A 16,753-nucleotide genomic window follows, 5' to 3' on the forward strand; every position below is an offset into this window, starting at 1 on the left:
CTAAATGACATACAAATCGAACCTAACTAAACAAATTCTACTGCTTATCTTTTTATGTGGCTTTCTAGGCTGTTCTTCTACAACTCAAGAAAACAAGCAGAAAAAGATAGCAGTTGTTATATCTACACTGAACAATCCATGGTTTGTTGTCTTGGGTGAATCAGCTGCTAAACGAGCACAAGAATTGGGCTATGAAACTCAAATTTTTGACTCTCAAAACAACTCGTCCAAAGAAGCTGAGCATTTCGATAACATCATCGCCATGGGTTACGATGCAATTCTTTTTAACCCAACAGACGCCGATGGTTCAGTTTTAAATGTTAAACGAGCCAAAACTGCAGGGATCCCTACCTTTTGCATGGATCGTGAGATCAATTCTCAAGATGCAGCCGCCTCCCAATTACTTTCTGATAGTTTTACCGGCTGCGTTAAACTAGGCGAATATTTCGTCAGGCAAATGAACCAAAAGGGCAACTATGTTGAAATTCTGGGTCTGGTGGGAGACAATAATACCTGGAACCGATCCAATGGTTTTCACAGCGTGGTGGATGAATTCCCGAAATTGAAAATGGTAGCGCAACAAAGTGCTGACTTCGATCGAAACAAAGCCATGGATGTGATGGAAACCATCATGCAGGCTCAACCAAATATTGACGCCGTATTTTGTGGAAATGATGCGATGGCACTGGGTGCCTACCAAGCAATTCTGGCTGCCGGAAAAGCGGATGAAATAAAGGTCTTTGGGTTTGATGGTTCAAACGACGCAATACGTGCTATTGCAAATGATAAAATAGCGGCAACCGTAATGCAGTTCCCCGTTTTAATGGCTCATAAATCTGCTGAATTTGCAGATCAAACCATCAAAGGTCAAGCTCAATTCAGCAACAAAATGCCGGTTGAAGTAGAATTGGTTACCAAAGAGAACATTGAAAAATACCTCCCTGAAAATTAGCACCTTATGAAAAAAACGTTGAATTATATCGTTGGGAGCATTGGCATTTTACTTATTATCTTTCTTTCATTGAAGGTTGAAAATCTGCAGGAACATCAGGCGAAAGCACCGACCACAATTTTTGATGCCAACGAATATGCCAATCATTTCTGGACTGAGAAGTTGCCACAGCGTATCAGTGAAGCTCCTGATGCAAATTTGCTTTTAACCAAGTTGAATGAAAACCCGAATATGGCGATCAGTACTTATGGCAAAAAGTTGGGCATTTCGAAAACCTACTATTTTTTGTTCCAGGGAAACGGAGTCATCCAAGCTATTGATGATGAATATCTATCAGTCGTATTGAATAATACACAGGATACGCTGCATATTGCGACAGCTTTTATCTTTGGAAATGCCGTTCGCGACGGCTCAGGATCAGTCAACATTGATAATTTCATCAATATGACTGACTTTAATAATGTGTCCATTGCCATCAATAAATTGGTAAAAGAGAAGATCGTTCCCCGTCTAAAAAAATCAGCTGCAATAGGCAAAGAAATTGACTTTGCCGGAGTCGCTGAACTGAGAGAGGACCAAGCAATCCCCGAAATACTGAGCATTATTCCTGTAAAAGCAAATATTTCTGATGGAAAAACAGAACAATAAGGAGCTGCCCATTCTCGAAGTCAGAAATGTATCCAAGAACTTCTCAGGTGTTTATGCCTTGCAAAATGTAAATCTGGATATTTACCCCGGGCAGGTGACCGCTATTATTGGAGAAAACGGAGCAGGAAAGTCAACCCTAATGAAAATCGTATCCGGTGTTTATCCGGACTATGAGGGCAATGTTTTGCTAAACGGCAAAAAAGTCAACTTCAAAAATCCGAAAGAAGCCGGAGAACAGGGAGTGGTAATTATCCACCAGGAATTGAACCTGATCCCCTACCTCAGCATCGCCGAAAACCTGTTTCTGGGAAATGAAATAACCAATCGTCTTGGCCTGTTGGACTATCCGGCAATGCACAAACAAGCAAAAGAATTACTCAGCCGTCTTCATTTAGATATTCACCCATCGACTCCACTAAACCAGCTGCGCGTCGGGCAACAACAATTGGTTGAAATAGCGAAAGCCCTTTTGCTTGACTCCAAAGTCTTAATTATGGACGAACCAACCTCAGCGATCAGTAATCATGAAGTTGAGCTACTATTCAAAATCATTAACGAACTGAAATCAAAAGGAGTAGCTATTGCCTACATTTCACATAAACTCAAAGAATTGTTTGAAATTGCAGATCGGTATGCCGTGTTGCGCGATGGACAAAGCATGGGATCTGGAATGATGATGGGCACTTCGCAGGATCAACTGATTCAATTGATGGTCGGACGTGACTTGAAAAACAGTTTCCAAAAAGAGAAGACAATTAGTGCCAATGAAGTTTTAAGTGTTGAAAATTTGAAATTTCAGAATCCGGAAAATAAAAAGGACTACCTGGTAAACGATGTCAGTTTTTCACTCAAAAAAGGTGAAATACTGGGAATTTGTGGATTGATGGGTGCCGGCAGAACCGAAGTTCTGGAAGCCATTTTTGGATTGCACCCGAAGTATGTTTCTGGAAAAATCACGATCGACGGGAAAGAACAAAAAATAAGAGATGTAAATGATGCTATCGCTGCCGGCATTGGCCTTGTGCCTGAAGACCGCAAAGTACAAGGGCTCGTTCTAAATATGAATGTGGCGAAAAACACAAGCATGGCCAGTTTAGATGAGATCTCAAAATTCAACTTCATCAATCAAAAACGAGAGGCAAAATTAAGTAAGCATTTTACAGAGAAATTGAATACGAAAGTCTCCTCACCCAAGCAGACTGTTGAAAAGCTAAGTGGAGGAAACCAACAAAAAGTAGTCATTGCAAAATGGCTGGCTACAAACCCAAAGGTTTTGCTATTGGATGAACCAACACGCGGAATTGACGTTGGTGCCAAAAGCGAAATTTATAAATTGATCAACGAATTGGCCTCGCAGGGAATGGGAATAATAGTTGTATCCTCTGAACTCCCGGAAATATTAGCCATTTCTGATAATATTCTCGTCTTATCCGAATCGAAACTAACAGCTAAACTAAGCCGGGGCGTAGCATCAGAGGAAGTCATCATGAAAGCAGCCCTTCAAGAAAAAGAATAACCCTAAACTTATGAATACAACTAGTTTAAAACATAATCTGATTAAATTCCAATCCATGATTGCCTTGGTGATCATGTGCATTGCATTGAGCTTATTGTCTGACCGTTTTCTATCTCCGGAAAACACCTGGAACGTGATGCGGCAAATCTCAGTCAACATGGTTATTTCCGTTGGAATGACTCTGGTGATATTAACTGGTGGAATTGATCTTTCTGTTGGTTCAATACTGGCTTTGGCGGGAGCTGTTACTGCAGGCATGCTAAAGTTTGGAGCCGAATTTACGGATATGAACCTCTACATTGGATTCACGCTTTTAGGAGCTTTGGTTGGAGGAACATTGGTCGGTACTTTCCTGGGGTGGTTTAATGGATTCACCATCACTAAATTTAAGGTTCCGCCATTTGTCGCCACCCTTGCCATGCTAACTATTGCGCGAGGATTAACGATGCTTTGGACCGGCGGCTTCCCAATCACAGGACTGGGCGACAACATGGCTTTTATTGGAACCGGTTGGTTTTTAGGTATCCCCATGCCCGTGTGGATTTCGGCAATAATAGTACTGTCGGCAGTAGTTTTAACAAACAAAACAAAATTGGGACGTCATATTTACGCCATCGGAGGGAATGAAACTGCTGCCAAGCTTTCCGGCTTGAAAATCAAAAAGATTAAAATCATCGTTTATTCCATTGCCGGTGCGCTGGCCGGAATCGGAGGCATTCTGGTTACATCACGGCTCGATTCGGCTCAACCTAATGCTGGCTTCGGTTTCGAACTCGACTCCATTGCAGCGGTGGTCATCGGGGGCACTTCTCTTTCAGGAGGAAAAGGAACTATTATGGGTACGGTTCAGGGAGCATTAATTATTGGTGTTTTAAATAACGGATTAGTGTTGCTTAACGTATCCCCCTTTTGGCAGCAGGTCATTAAAGGTTTTGTAATACTGCTTGCTGTGGTTATTGAAAAATTTAACTCGAAAGAGGAATAAAATAATAGTTAAACATCATGTGAAGTAACTTAAGGAGGAAAACTTATGAAAAAATACAGAACCTTAGTGCTGCTAACCATCGCCTTATTCGGAGCATGTTCAACACAAAGTTCTTTCAAAGACAATACAAAACCACAAAAAAAGCCAAGAGTAATCGTGACATCCGATGGCGAGATCGACGACGAATGTTCCATGGTTCGTTTTTTACTGTATACCAATGAATGGGACGTAGAAGGAATCATCACCTCTAGTTCGCAATATCACTGGCATGGACATCGGTGGGCTGGCGACGACTGGCTTGATCCTTACCTCGAAACGTATTCCGAAGTTTACCCTAATTTGATTACACATGATGAAGACTACCCAGCTCCGGACTACCTGAAGTCTGTTGCTTTCCTTGGCAACGTTGAAACCGAAGGCGAAATGGATTCCATCACGCCAGGTTCACAACACATTGTAAAAGTTCTGCTTGATGAATCAGATGACCAACCAATATGGTTGCAGGCATGGGGAGGCACAAACACCATTGCCAGAGCACTGAAAACAATTGAAGAAGACCATCCCGATAAAATGGAATATGTGGCTAATAAAATCCGCTTCTTCTTCATTTGGGAACAGGATTCTACCTACCAGGCATATATTCGTCCTAATTGGGGCAAATACAATATCCTGACGATTATATCAGATCAGTTCGAAGCAATTGCATACCGGTGGAAAGATGCACAACCGGAAGAAATGCATCCCTATTTTGAAGGAAAGTGGATGAAAGAATACATACTGGAAAACCACGGCCCGTTATGTTCGCTCTACAAAGCTCACAATGCAGGTGAGAGTGAATTTGAGGAGGGAGATTTCAGGTCTGAAGGAGACTCTCCGGCTTTTTTGCATAACATTCCAATCGGACTCCGCAATATGGAATCACCAGACTACGGCGGATGGGGTGGACGATACGTAAACGTCCGCAGCAATACGTGGCTCGACCCGGTGCCTGTTGAAGGCTACGAGTATCCGGAAGGAAGATGGTACTCGAATACAGCGTGGGGTCGAAATAGTTCCAGATTGGGAGCAACTGCATCCACAAATAAAAATCATGCAGAATATTTTAAACCCATATGGCGATGGTCTGAAGTCATGCAAAAGGACTTTGCAGCTCGCGCCGACTGGTGCGTCAAATCATATAATGAAGCGAACCACCCTCCTATTGTCAAACTTCAAACACCCTTAAATGCAGCAGCAGAACCGGGCGATTTAGTGGAGCTGAATGCACAAGGAACCACTGATCCTGATGGCGATAATTTATCGTATCGATGGTGGCAATACCAGGAAGCTGACACATACGAAGGAGCCTTGGAGATCAGATCCTCGAAAGAACAAAAGGCCTCTTTTGTTGTTCCTGGCGACGCATTGCCAGGAGAAACAATACATATGATCTGCGAAGTGACTGATGACGGCAGCCCTGCATTAACAAGGTATCAGCGAATCATTATTACGGTAAAATAGTAAAATCAATTCTATGAAAAATTTAATCGCAAGTGTAATACTCCTGTTACTCCTTACCTCAACTAGCGTTGGTCAGCAACTGGCATTTCCTTCAGCAGAAGGGTTTGGAGCTTATTCGAAGGGGGGACGTGGTGGAGCCGTTTTGTATGTCACCAACTTAGACAACGATGGCCCCGGAAGTCTGCGCTGGGCGATAGATCAGCAAGGACCTCGCACTGTCGTGTTTGCAGTATCGGGAACCATTGAGCTTAAAGACAGGTTGACCATCGAAAACCCTTATATCACCGTTGCGGGGCAAACCGCTCCGGGAGATGGTATTTGTATAAAGGGTGAAACGGTTCGCATCGAGACGCATGATGTCGTCATCCGGTATATCCGGGTTCGCCTGGGCGATGGGATGCAGGGTCAAGGCAGCCTTCAGGGCAAGGATGCCATTAGCATCTCGAAAGGTAAAGATATCATTGTCGACCACTGCTCGGCCAGCTGGAGCCTGGATGAGATATTATCGACCTCCACCCATCATCCGACCCTTACTCGTGTAACGGTACAATGGTGTTTCATTACCGAAGGACTGAATCCTGACAATCATGGTTTTGGTTCGTTAATTCGCGGTACCGGAGGAGCACAATACAGTTACCTGTACAATTTATACGCCCACAACAAAGGTCGCAATCCACGTCCCGGAAACTATGACTCTAACCCACACAATGAAGATCCGTTGGGCTTACTGCTCGATTTCAGAAACAACGTAATCTATAACTGGGGTGGAACACATGCCGGATATAACGCTGACACAAAAAGCGTAACCCGCTTAAATTATGTCGGCAACTACTTAATTCCAGGTGCCGATTCAAAAGCAACAGGTATCGCTTATTCTACCGGCTCTCCCTATAACCGGGCCTATTTTGAGGGAAATTACTACGACGGGAAACAGCCAAACGATCAATGGGAGTTAGTAAAATTCAACGACAGCTGGATCAACAACGAAATTAAAGCATACAAGCAAAACAAGCCCTTTGAAACTGGTCCGGTCAACACAGAAAGTGCCCGATCAGCCTATCACCGAATACTTGCAACAGGAGGAGCTACTTTACCGAAACGTGATTCCGTAGACCAGCGTATCGTGAACGATGTCAAAAACAGAACAGGTAAAATTATTGCAAGTCAACTCGAAGTGGGCGGTTGGCCAAGGCTAAACTCCTCACAGCCTCCTTTAGATACCGATCATGATGGAATGCCTGATGAATGGGAAGGTAAAAATAGTCTTGATCCAAAAAATGCAGATGACAGAAACAAAGTTGGAGAAAATGGATTTACCATGTTGGAAACATATTTAAATAGTATCAATTAAGAGATCGCAAAAAAAACAACTATGACATATCGAATGAACCTCCTCAGATTAGCTATTTTGAAGTTTGTGTTTTTGGCTATGCTTTGCTTTGCAGTTACAACCGCCTCAGCTACTGAAAAACCAAGATTGGTTGTACTCACCGATATCGGTGGCGATCCGGATGACCAGATGTCGATGGTGCGGCTGATGACTTATGCCAATCATGTTGACATCGAAGGGCTCATTGCAACGCCAAACGCTGGTCCGAAAAAAATCTATCCGGAGTACATTGAAAAGATTGTTTCAGCATACGGACAAGTTCGCCCAAATTTGGAGTTGCACGAGCCCGGATTCCCTACCGAACAGTACCTGCTGGATCGTATTTCGCATGGAGTGCCGATTGATGACATGGAAGGTGTTGGCGAAGGAAATGACTCTCCGGGTTCGGAACTTTTAATCCGTGTTGTTGACAAGGAAGATGACCGTCCTGTTTGGGTCACTGTTTGGGGAGGACCCAACGTACTTGCCCAAGCCCTCTGGAAAGTTCGTGAAACACGGACACCTGCGGAATTGGCTAAATTTGTTGCAAAACTAAGAGTCTATGCGATATCCGACCAAGATAACAGTGGCCCGTGGATTCGTAAAGAATTTCCGGAGCTTTTCTACATTGTCACACCGGGAGTTAATGCGGGCGGTGGCTTTCATCATGCCACCTGGATTGCCATTGGCGGTGATAAATTTCATGGTCGTTTCGATGGCGCCGACTTCGATTTGGTCACTAACGAATGGCTTGACCGCAATATTCGCGACAAAGGTCCCCTGGGAGCGGTTTATCCACATTGGGAATACATGATGGAAGGTGACACTCCTTCGTTTCTTTATCTGATAAACAACGGACTAAATAGTCCCGAGCATCCCAATTGGGGTGGCTGGGGCGGTCGCTATGAGCTTTACACCCCAAAAACTGAAAAGTGGTTTCTGGAACCTGAAACACGGCCGATCTGGACCAACGTTCAGGATGAAGTATTGGGCAAAGATGGCGAATGGCACACCACCAATCACGCCACAATCTGGCGCTGGCGGGAAGCCTACCAAAATGACTTTTCGGCTCGCATGGACTGGACCATCCTCCCTTACGAAGAAGCCAATCATCCACCGATCGTTAAGCTTGATCATCCGGCTTACATTGAAGCGAAACCGGGAGAACGCATTGAACTTAGCGCCACCAATTCATCTGATCCGGATGGCGACGCGCTGTCTTTTGAGTGGTTTTGCTACGAAGAAGCAGGAACCCGTGCCATGTCCAATTCCCGCACCGGAGTTAAGCATGAAATTTATGGTTTCGATCAGCCACAGGCCAGGCTGACAGTAAAAACCAGCCGGGTGATGCCACCGGGAAAAGGAACCATGCACATCATACTGGCTGTAACCGACCATGGAACACCTCGGTTAACGCGTTATCAACGAATCATTATTAACGTCAACTAATCATCATGCATACCATAATCAAAGTGTCTTCAATCTTGTTTGTTTCCATTCTATCTGTTTTTTTTATTCAGTCCTGTCATTCGGATAACAAAGCAAAATCGCCTGCTTCAGAAAAAGGAAACCGCCATCGTGTCCTTGTGTCTTCAGACATTGGAGGAACCGACCCTGATGATTTCCAATCTATGGTTCATCTCCTGTTATATGCCGACACGCTGGACATTGAGGGAATCATTTCCTCTCCATACGGTCCCGGAAAAAAAGAACACATCCTGACTGTTATCGATCAATATGAAAAGGATTTCCCAAATTTGAAGACTTACTCAGCGAACTACCCTACCGCGGACTCACTTCGGCAAATATCCAAACAAGGCTCTGAAGAAATGGTTGGGTATCGTGGCATTAGCAAACCCTCTGAAGGTTCAGAATGGATTATTCAGTGTGCCCGTCGTGATGATCCGAGGCCGCTGTACGTGTTAGTCTGGGGCGGCTTGGAAGACTTGACACTGGCGCTTCACGATGCGCCCGACATTCTTCCGAAACTTCGTGTCTTTTGGATTGGCGGCCCAAACAAAAAATGGAGTCCGGATGCTTACCAGTACATCGTTGAAAACCACCCTGATCTTTGGATTATTGAATCGAATGCCACTTACCGCGGATGGTTTACAGGAGGTGATCAATCGGCAGAGTGGAGTAACGATGGTTTTGCTGAGAAATACATTAAAGATCACGGTGCCATGGGAAACTTCTTTATGACACAACTGGGAGGCACCATAAAAATGGGTGATACGCCTTCACTGGCTTGGGTATTGAATAGCGCCAATCCGGAAGACCCAACAACCCCCAATTGGGGAGGGCAATATATAAAAGCATGGGATCGCCCTTACGACCTGTTTACGAAGATGCCTACTGAAAGAGACAGTATTCAAGAGTTTGCAATTCTTGAAATTGCGCTACCTATTGGTACTAACTTACCCGAAAAACCGGAAGCTTATCTTAACGTTGACAATCAATCATTAAGTGGACATTTTGCAGAAGATGAAACTGTTCGTTTTCGCTTTTCGCCTAAAAGTGCAAAAACCTTTGCATTTGAAATTAAAAGTAATATTCCTGATTTAAATGGTAAAACCGGAAAAGTAACTGCTGTCATCCCATCTCCGGAATTAGCCAATCAACCTTCTGATAAGTATTCAAACTGGTGGACAGACAATCCCAACCCGGAATTTATGGTGGGTGATCACATTGGAGCCAAAACGGTAAGCAAGTGGAGAAAGGAGTTTTTAACTGACTTTGCCAGTCGAATGGATCGTTGCCAAACTCCTAATCGGTAAAAATAATCGATGTAATATTTCTCGCTGGTAGTAATAAACAGGTCTGTTTTCAGTACAATAGTTTAGTAAATCAAAGAAAAAACTATTCTTTATTAAACGCACAAAAATATTAATTATCTATACTTGTTTTAAATTAGATTGCACTGTAGAATTAAAGCTTAACATGGTTGCAGTTTTTTGATAATCGTTATAACTTTAATGGACGAAAGTCACCATACAATGAAAAATATAATCAGCCACAATAACACGAGCTTTGATTTCTTAAAAGGTTCCTCCGAGTTTCTAAATCTGACTTTAAACAACATTAGTAGTTGCGTCTTATTACTCGATAAGAATATGGAACTTCAAGCTTTTAATGATTCACTACGTTCTATTTTTTCGAACAGGGAGAATGAAGATTTGCTCTATGTTCGTTGTGGAGAAGCAATAGGTTGCGCGCACAACGTAGAAGAAATGCAAAGATGCGGTGAAACCAATTATTGTAAATCATGCTCGTTAAGAGAATCCGCAATTATCTCATATTATGAGAACAAGCCTATTTTCAAGGAAAAAATATCACGTGGATTTTACAATTCAAAAGGAACAAAGGAATTGAAACACCTCCAATTTTCAACCCGAAGCTTTAAATTTCAAGAAGAGCGCTACATCATCATGATTATTGACGACATCACCGATTTGACCAATACAAAAGAACAAGTCAATACGCAAGAATCCGCAATCAAAGAACTACACGCACAGCTGCTCAAATACAAAAATATCGGTTAAAAAAAATTATACACCCAAAATATTAGCTTCGGGCTCTAACTCAACAGCAAACCTATCTTTTACAGATTGCTGTATTTCTTGCGACAACAGATAAAGCTCTTTTCCTGAAGCATTACCATAATTTACCAATACCAATGCTTGATTTTTATGCACCCCGGCATCGCCTGTTCGGTAGCCTTTCCACCCGCATTGATCAATCAACCAACCAGCAGCCAGTTTAATCTTTCCATCTACAGTCGGGTAGTTTGGCATTCCCGGATTCACGGCTTTCAACTTTTCAGCAAAATCATGATCGACTACCGGGTTTTTGAAAAAACTACCGGCATTGCCCAACTCTAACGGATCGGGCAATTTCGATTGGCGAATAGCAACAACAGCTTCGCGCACATTATGCGGATCGAGTTTTCCTCGTTTTTCTACTTCGGCTTTCAGTGTCCCATAGTCTAGTTTGAAATCCGGAAATTTATCCAGTCGAAAAACAACCGACGTAACGATAAACCGGTTTTTCAATTCATTTTTGAAGATGCTATTCCGGTATTCAAATTGACATTGCTCTGCTGGCACACTGTAAGCGGTCATTGTTTTCAGGTCGAAACCATTGACAGTGTCAACAAAATCCTGCACCTCCACGCCATAAGCGCCTATATTTTGAACCGGCGCTGCACCCACAGTTCCCGGTATCAACGACAAGTTTTCTAATCCGTAGTATTGAGACTTAACACAGTAATCCACAAAACGATCCCAGTCCTCTCCTGCCCCAACTTCCACCCAAACCTGATTCCGGTTTTCCCGAATAACCTCAACTCCCGGCACATTTGGGTGGATAATCAACCCTTTATAATCGTCAACAAAAAGCAAGTTGCTTCCTCCTCCCAACAGAAAAATGGGCTCTTCCTTCCAGGAACTGTTCGATTGAAGAAATTCGGTTAAGTCATCCAGTTCAGTAAATTCGAAAAAAAAGCTGGCTTTGGCTTCAACACCAAACGTATTGTAGTTTTTAAGAGAGTAGTTTTCAGAAAAGCGGATCATCGTTTTTTTTCGCAAAGATAATAGAAGCTGTTTCAAATTCGTTTATTTTGTCATAAAGTAAAAACGGCCTTGAAAAAAGTTATTATCTCCGTCACTAACGACCTGGTTACCGACAACCGCGTACATAAGGTTGCACTAAGCCTACAAAAAATGGGGTTTAAAGTAACTTTAGTTGGTCGAAGATTACCCAATAGTAAAAAGTTAGTTCGACGTAGTTATAAAACCAAACGACTGAAACTCTTTTTCAAAAAAGGACCTCTGTTTTATCTCGAATATAATGTCAGACTGTTGATTTTTATCCTTCAACGGAAGGTTGACATCATACTGGCGAATGACCTGGATAGCCTGCCTGCCAATTTTATCGCCTCAAAACGAAAAAAAAAGCCGCTTGTTTACGATAGTCATGAACTGTTTACCGAAGTACCGGAATTAATTAACCGCAGGCGCACCCAAGCCATCTGGGAGCGTATCGAAAGTTGGATACTGCCCCGAATAGAGCATGCTTACACAGTCTGTGAATCGATCGCTACGTTTTATAGAGAAAAGTACAACACTCCTTTTCAGGTTGTTCGCAACTTGCCGCATCGCGAAGAGCTATTAATAGTGCCCCCCGAAAAAGTGCTACTTGCTGACGATCGGAAAATCATACTTTACCAGGGAGCATTAAATATTGGTCGGGGACTGGAATTTGCCATCAAAGCGATGCAATACATCGATAATGCACGCCTGCTCATTGCCGGAGATGGCGACATTACCAAGGCCCTGATGCACTTGGTTGCTGATTTAGAGCTAGCCGACCGCGTAACCTTTTTGGGGAAAATTCCGCTGTCCGAAATGAAATACATCACAGCGCAAGCTAACTTGGGTTTGTCAATAGAAGAAGATCTTGGACTTAACTACCGTTATGCACTCCCCAATAAATTGTTTGACTACATCCAGCATCAGGTACCGGTTTTAGTAAGCAACTTGCCTGAGATGAGTGAAATTGTTAACCATTATCAGGTTGGTATGATTTTAAAAAATCATGATCCGGAACAAATCGCCAAACAACTTCAAGAGGCCTTATTTGATTTGCACCTCCGAGAGCATTGGATTGAAAACCTCCCAAAGGCAGCCGAAGAACTGTGTTGGGAAAATGAGGAAAAAGTACTTGTTAGTATTTTCACCCCTCTTAAAAAAAGTCAGCCAAATTAAAAAATGACGACGAGCTAATGTTTCTGGATTGAAATTTCAGGTCATTATAAATAAGTCACCAAAAATAGTCTAATCCTCTTCCAATAACTCCGAAAAATCAACTTCATCTTTCGTTTTTGAAGAATCACTAACTTTTTGCTCGGCACATACGAGCGTTCGTCCCGGATAGCGATTTAAAATATGGTAATCGTGGGTAGCCATCAAAATGGTTTTTCCCTCTTCATTCAATTCCTTTAAAATTGTCATGAGTTCGTCTGATGTCTCCGGATCAAGATTTCCTGTTGGTTCATCGGCTAAAATAATATCGGGGTCATTTAAAATAGCACGGGCAATAACAATTCGTTGCTGTTCGCCGCCCGAAAGTTCATGCGGCATACTTCCCAATTTTGCTTTCATCCCTACCCGCTCCATCACTTCATTGATTCGGTCTTCTATAGCCTTTTCTATTTTCCACCCTGTTGCTTTCAGTACAAACGAAAGATTATCATGTACATTACGGTCAGTTAGCAAGCGAAAATCCTGGAAAACAACCCCAAGATTTCTACGTAAATATGGGATTTCGGAGCTTTTTATCTTCCGAAGATCGTATTCCGCCACCAGCGCTTCGCCTGTAAACAAATCCAATTCAGCATTTAAAACTTTTATCAGGCTAGACTTTCCACTCCCAACCTTTCCGATTAAATAAACGAATTCTCCCTCCTCAATACGGAGGTTGATTTGGGCTAATATCAATTGATCCTGTTGAAAAATATCAACTCCCTGAAGCGAAATAATAGATTTTTTGCTCATAAAGCTATTTTTAAAGCCTGATACAAAACTAATTTTTTTTGACCAATCAGATAATAAAGCAATGAAATAAACAGTTTTTTGTGAAGAAGTCTATTCACTATTCCGCTTCTAACGAAAACAGAATCGCTATTTTTATGCAAAAATAAAACAGAGTCTATGAGAACAAGAATCTTACTGTTCATCATTTTATTGAGTGGCTTCACTTTTCCCGGTTACGGACAGGAAACCACCTATTATTCATCTCTAGAAGCAAACATCCATCAAGCGAAAGAGCTTTTCTCCAAAAATAAATTTATTGTAGCCCAACAACAGTTTTCCTCCATCATTCGAGAGTCGGAAAAAGGATCTGAGATTCAATCGGAAGCCATGTTTTACAAGGCACTGTGTGCTCTTCGTCTGGAAAATAAAAACGGTGAAGAACTGATTGAAAAATTTATTGATGAAAATCCGGAAAGTCCTTATACCAACAAGGCATGGTTTGAGTTGGGGAGTGACCAGTTTAATAATGGTAAATATGCTCCCATGCTTCGTTCGTATCGAAATTTAAAACCGAGTATTCTGAATAAGGAAGAGCAAATTAAAGTGCACTACCAGAAAGGATACGCCTACTTTCAATCAGAAAAATATCAGCTAGCCGAAAATGAGTTTGAAAAAATTAAGGATACAAATAATTTATATGCAGCCCCGGCAAAATATTACTGGGCACATATTCAATATTTAAACGATGACTACGATACAGCGCTCGCTGAGTTTGACAAATTGAGAAACAACCCGGCTTTTGCCGAGGTGATTCCGTTTTACATGAGTCAGATTTACTACAAGAAAGGGCAATACGACAAAGTAATTGAATTCACTATTCCTCTGATGGACGAAGTTTCTGACGACAAGAAGCCTGAACTTGCTAAAATTATCGGAAACAGTTACTTCCAAGTCAAAGACTTTCAAAAGGCCATTCCCTATTTTGAAGCTTATTTTGAAGCAACCAACAGCAAAGCCAGAGACGAAAATTATATGCTTGGCTATTGCTATTACGTCAATGGTCAATACAGCAAGGCGATTGAACCATTAGAAAATGCGTCACGAGGAAAGGATGAATTGGCGCAAAACGCCTACTACCATCTTGCCGACTGTTATGTGGAAACCGACCAAAAAGACAAAGCGCGAGTGGCTTTTGAATCAGCATCGGAACTGGATTTTAATCCGGATATTAAAGAAGATGCCTTGTTCAATTATGCAAAAATTACTTACGAGTTATCATACTCCCCATTCAACGAAACAATTAAGGCGTTTGACAAATACATTTCGCTTTACCCAAACTCGGAACGCAATGATGCTGCTTATGACTATTTGGTAAATGTTTACATGAGTACCAGTAACTACAAAGAAGCCATTGAGTCTATCGAAAAGATTGAGGTAAAAAGCACAGCAGTTAAAAAAGCCTCTCAGCGAGTTACTTTTTATCGCGGATTGGAACTGTTCAATAATCTGTATTACGACTCGGCGATCGACCTATTTGAACAATCCTTACAAAATGCGTCAGCCAGCCGTGAACTTAAAGCCGGTGCTTTGTTTTGGAAAGGCGAAGCCAATTACAGACTTGAGAACTACGAAAAAGCAATTAGTGGTTTTAGTCAATTTCTGAACACCTCTGGAGCCGACAGCCGACCCGAGTTTCAAACGGCTCGCTACAATCTGGCTTATGCTTATTTCAAATTACAAGATTATGCTCACGCCAGTAAATACTTTCAGCAGTTTTTAGATAAAAACAGCAGCGATAAAGATGAAAAGGTTGCCGATGCCTTCAACCGTTTAGGAGATTGTTACTTTGTTGGCCGCGACTACCGCAATGCCATTAATAATTATGAAAAAGCTTTTTGGCTCAAGCAGTACGATGCCGACTATGCCCTTTTTCAAAAAGCAATTTGTGTTGGTATTCAGCGCGATATGGATCAAAAAATCAGTTTGCTGCGTACGCTGGTACAAACATTTCCAGAATCTGCTTTTATGGATGATGCCTTGTTTGAACTGGGAAGGTCATTTGACCGCACCGGACAACCCAAAGTAGCCGAAGGATATTATCGCGATATCATCAATGATTATCCCCAAAGCAGCTATCGCCCAAAGGCTATTCTTCAACTCGGGCTGGTGCAGTACAACCAGTCTGACTTTAAACAGTCGCTGGAAACATACAAGCAAGTCATCAATGAATATCCCAACAGCCCGGCAGCTCAATCAGCATTAATTGGAGTAAAAAATAATTACATCGAACTGAATAATATTGATGCCTACTTTGCATATACTCAACGTCTCGGATCAGGCGTTCAGGTTACTGTTTCGGAGCAAGATTCGCTGACATACCTTTCAGCCGAAAAATTATACATGGCAAAAGACTCCAAAGCCAAAGCACAACTGGAGAAATACTTGCGCCAATATCCGAGTGGCAGTTTTAGTTTAAACGCTCACTTCTATTTGGGTGAACTGCGATATTCGGAAAAAGAATATGCTTTGGCTCTGAAAGATTACGAGTATGTATTGAGTAAAGAAGATAATATTTTTACCGAGCCGGCACTTGAAAAGGCTGCTGAATTGCAATATAATGCAGCCAATTACCAAAAAGCCTTGAGTTATTACCAGCATTTCGAAAGCATTTCGAATACTAAATGGAATATTTTGAAAGCACGCGCCGGGAAAATGCGTTGCAACTATAAGCTTGCAAACTACACGGAGTGTATTGATGCTGCCAAAATGCTGTTAAGCTCCGACAAACTAACCGATATTTTGAAGCGGGAAGCAAACTACAAATTGGCCAAGTCGTATTACGAAACCAAACAATTTAATGAGGCACTTCCTATTTTGAGCGACCTGGCAGAAGATACCAAGTCGGCTGAAGGAGCTGAAGCCAAATACCTGCTTACCGAAATTCTATACAATCAAAATAAATTGAAAGAAGCTGAAGAACAGGTGATGGATTTTATTTCGAAAAACACGCCCCACCAATATTGGCTGGCGAAAAGTTTCATACTTCTTTCTGATGTTTACCTTAGCCAGGGAGACCAATTTCAGGCGAAGCACACCATAAAAAGTATTGTTGAAAATTATCCGGAGACCGATGATGGAATCATCGAAACCGCTCAAGCGAAACTGCAACACCTGGAAAGTATTGAGCAACAGCAAGAGCAAAAACAAACAGAAAGTCCGATGAAAATCAACATGAACGAACAGTAAAAAT

13 protein-coding genes are annotated in these 16,753 nt (G+C 42.1%); 11 read left to right on the forward strand and 2 right to left on the reverse strand.

Annotated features, from left to right (window positions below; all coding sequences use genetic code 11):
• Positions 1 to 4 precede the first annotated feature (4 nt).
• The 9 genes from GR929_RS02750 to GR929_RS02790 all read left to right on the forward strand — a co-directional run bounded on the left by GR929_RS02750 (position 5) and on the right by GR929_RS02790 (position 10,512).
• Positions 5 to 952 (forward strand): D-ribose ABC transporter substrate-binding protein, encoded by a 948-nt coding sequence (locus tag GR929_RS02750; protein WP_159517381.1) that lies wholly within the window; start codon positions 5 to 7, stop codon positions 950 to 952.
• A 6-nt stretch (positions 953 to 958) separates the two neighbouring features.
• The gene (locus GR929_RS02755; RefSeq protein ID WP_159517382.1) at positions 959 to 1,600 is read left to right on the forward strand and encodes a DUF2291 family protein; all 642 of its coding nucleotides are present in this window, start codon (positions 959 to 961) and stop codon (positions 1,598 to 1,600) included.
• A complete protein-coding gene (locus tag GR929_RS02760) occupies positions 1,581 to 3,116 on the forward strand; it encodes a sugar ABC transporter ATP-binding protein (RefSeq protein ID WP_159517383.1) in 1,536 nt (511 codons plus the stop codon). Before GR929_RS02755 ends, GR929_RS02760 begins: the two co-directional genes overlap by 20 nt.
• A 10-nt stretch (positions 3,117 to 3,126) precedes the next feature.
• Entirely contained in the window at positions 3,127 to 4,101 is a 975-nt protein-coding gene (locus GR929_RS02765) for an ABC transporter permease (protein ID WP_159517384.1), read from the forward strand.
• A gap of 45 nt (positions 4,102 to 4,146) precedes the next feature.
• Complete coding sequence (locus GR929_RS02770; RefSeq protein ID WP_159517385.1) at positions 4,147 to 5,601, forward strand: nucleoside hydrolase-like domain-containing protein; 1,455 nt, start codon at positions 4,147 to 4,149, stop codon at positions 5,599 to 5,601.
• A 13-nt stretch (positions 5,602 to 5,614) separates the two neighbouring features.
• Complete coding sequence (locus tag GR929_RS02775) at positions 5,615 to 6,952, forward strand: pectate lyase family protein (RefSeq protein ID WP_159517386.1); 1,338 nt, start codon at positions 5,615 to 5,617, stop codon at positions 6,950 to 6,952.
• Between the two features lie 21 nt (positions 6,953 to 6,973).
• The gene (locus tag GR929_RS02780; RefSeq protein WP_235934021.1) at positions 6,974 to 8,419 is read left to right on the forward strand and encodes a nucleoside hydrolase-like domain-containing protein; all 1,446 of its coding nucleotides are present in this window, start codon (positions 6,974 to 6,976) and stop codon (positions 8,417 to 8,419) included.
• Between the two features lie 5 nt (positions 8,420 to 8,424).
• Positions 8,425 to 9,747, forward strand: a complete 1,323-nt coding sequence (locus GR929_RS02785; RefSeq protein WP_159517387.1) for a DUF1593 domain-containing protein — start codon at positions 8,425 to 8,427, stop codon at positions 9,745 to 9,747.
• Between the two features lie 219 nt (positions 9,748 to 9,966).
• A complete protein-coding gene (locus GR929_RS02790) occupies positions 9,967 to 10,512 on the forward strand; it encodes a hypothetical protein (protein WP_159517388.1) in 546 nt (181 codons plus the stop codon).
• 6 nt (positions 10,513 to 10,518) lie between these two features.
• On the opposite strand, the gene murB is transcribed toward GR929_RS02790, so the two are convergent.
• Entirely contained in the window at positions 10,519 to 11,541 is a 1,023-nt protein-coding gene (murB, locus tag GR929_RS02795; RefSeq protein ID WP_159517509.1) for a UDP-N-acetylmuramate dehydrogenase, read from the reverse strand.
• A gap of 69 nt (positions 11,542 to 11,610) precedes the next feature.
• Between murB and GR929_RS02800 the strand changes: the two genes are divergently transcribed.
• Entirely contained in the window at positions 11,611 to 12,735 is a 1,125-nt protein-coding gene (locus tag GR929_RS02800) for a glycosyltransferase (RefSeq protein ID WP_159517389.1), read from the forward strand.
• A gap of 69 nt (positions 12,736 to 12,804) precedes the next feature.
• Here the strand turns inward: GR929_RS02800 and GR929_RS02805 are convergent, their stop codons facing one another.
• Positions 12,805 to 13,524 carry a cell division ATP-binding protein FtsE gene (locus tag GR929_RS02805; protein WP_159517390.1) on the reverse strand — a complete coding sequence of 240 codons (720 nt, stop codon included), beginning with the start codon at positions 13,522 to 13,524 and terminating at the stop codon, positions 12,805 to 12,807.
• A 156-nt stretch (positions 13,525 to 13,680) separates the two neighbouring features.
• On the opposite strand from GR929_RS02805, the gene GR929_RS02810 reads away from it, so the two are divergent.
• Complete coding sequence (locus GR929_RS02810) at positions 13,681 to 16,749, forward strand: tetratricopeptide repeat protein (RefSeq protein WP_159517391.1); 3,069 nt, start codon at positions 13,681 to 13,683, stop codon at positions 16,747 to 16,749.
• The last annotated feature ends 4 nt before the right edge of the window (positions 16,750 to 16,753 follow it).

The organism is Sunxiuqinia indica (assembly GCF_009847015.1).
Classification (GTDB): Bacteria; Bacteroidota; Bacteroidia; order Bacteroidales; family Prolixibacteraceae; genus Sunxiuqinia; species Sunxiuqinia indica.

Bases quoted from the DNA above. Each gene is read 5' to 3' on its own strand.
- GR929_RS02775 (WP_159517386.1), top strand. From the start codon at position 5,615: ATGAAAAATTTAATCGCAAGTGTAATACTCCTGTTACTCCTTACCTCA.
- GR929_RS02750 (WP_159517381.1), top strand. From the start codon at position 5: ATGACATACAAATCGAACCTAACTAAACAAATTCTACTGCTTATCTTT.
- GR929_RS02755 (WP_159517382.1), top strand. From the start codon at position 959: ATGAAAAAAACGTTGAATTATATCGTTGGGAGCATTGGCATTTTACTT.
- GR929_RS02810 (WP_159517391.1), top strand. From the start codon at position 13,681: ATGAGAACAAGAATCTTACTGTTCATCATTTTATTGAGTGGCTTCACT.
- GR929_RS02780 (WP_235934021.1), top strand. From the start codon at position 6,974: ATGACATATCGAATGAACCTCCTCAGATTAGCTATTTTGAAGTTTGTG.
- GR929_RS02770 (WP_159517385.1), top strand. From the start codon at position 4,147: ATGAAAAAATACAGAACCTTAGTGCTGCTAACCATCGCCTTATTCGGA.
- GR929_RS02785 (WP_159517387.1), top strand. From the start codon at position 8,425: ATGCATACCATAATCAAAGTGTCTTCAATCTTGTTTGTTTCCATTCTA.
- GR929_RS02760 (WP_159517383.1), top strand. From the start codon at position 1,581: ATGGAAAAACAGAACAATAAGGAGCTGCCCATTCTCGAAGTCAGAAAT.
- murB (WP_159517509.1), bottom strand. From the start codon at position 11,541: ATGATCCGCTTTTCTGAAAACTACTCTCTTAAAAACTACAATACGTTT.
- GR929_RS02765 (WP_159517384.1), top strand. From the start codon at position 3,127: ATGAATACAACTAGTTTAAAACATAATCTGATTAAATTCCAATCCATG.
- GR929_RS02805 (WP_159517390.1), bottom strand. From the start codon at position 13,524: ATGAGCAAAAAATCTATTATTTCGCTTCAGGGAGTTGATATTTTTCAA.
- GR929_RS02790 (WP_159517388.1), top strand. From the start codon at position 9,967: ATGAAAAATATAATCAGCCACAATAACACGAGCTTTGATTTCTTAAAA.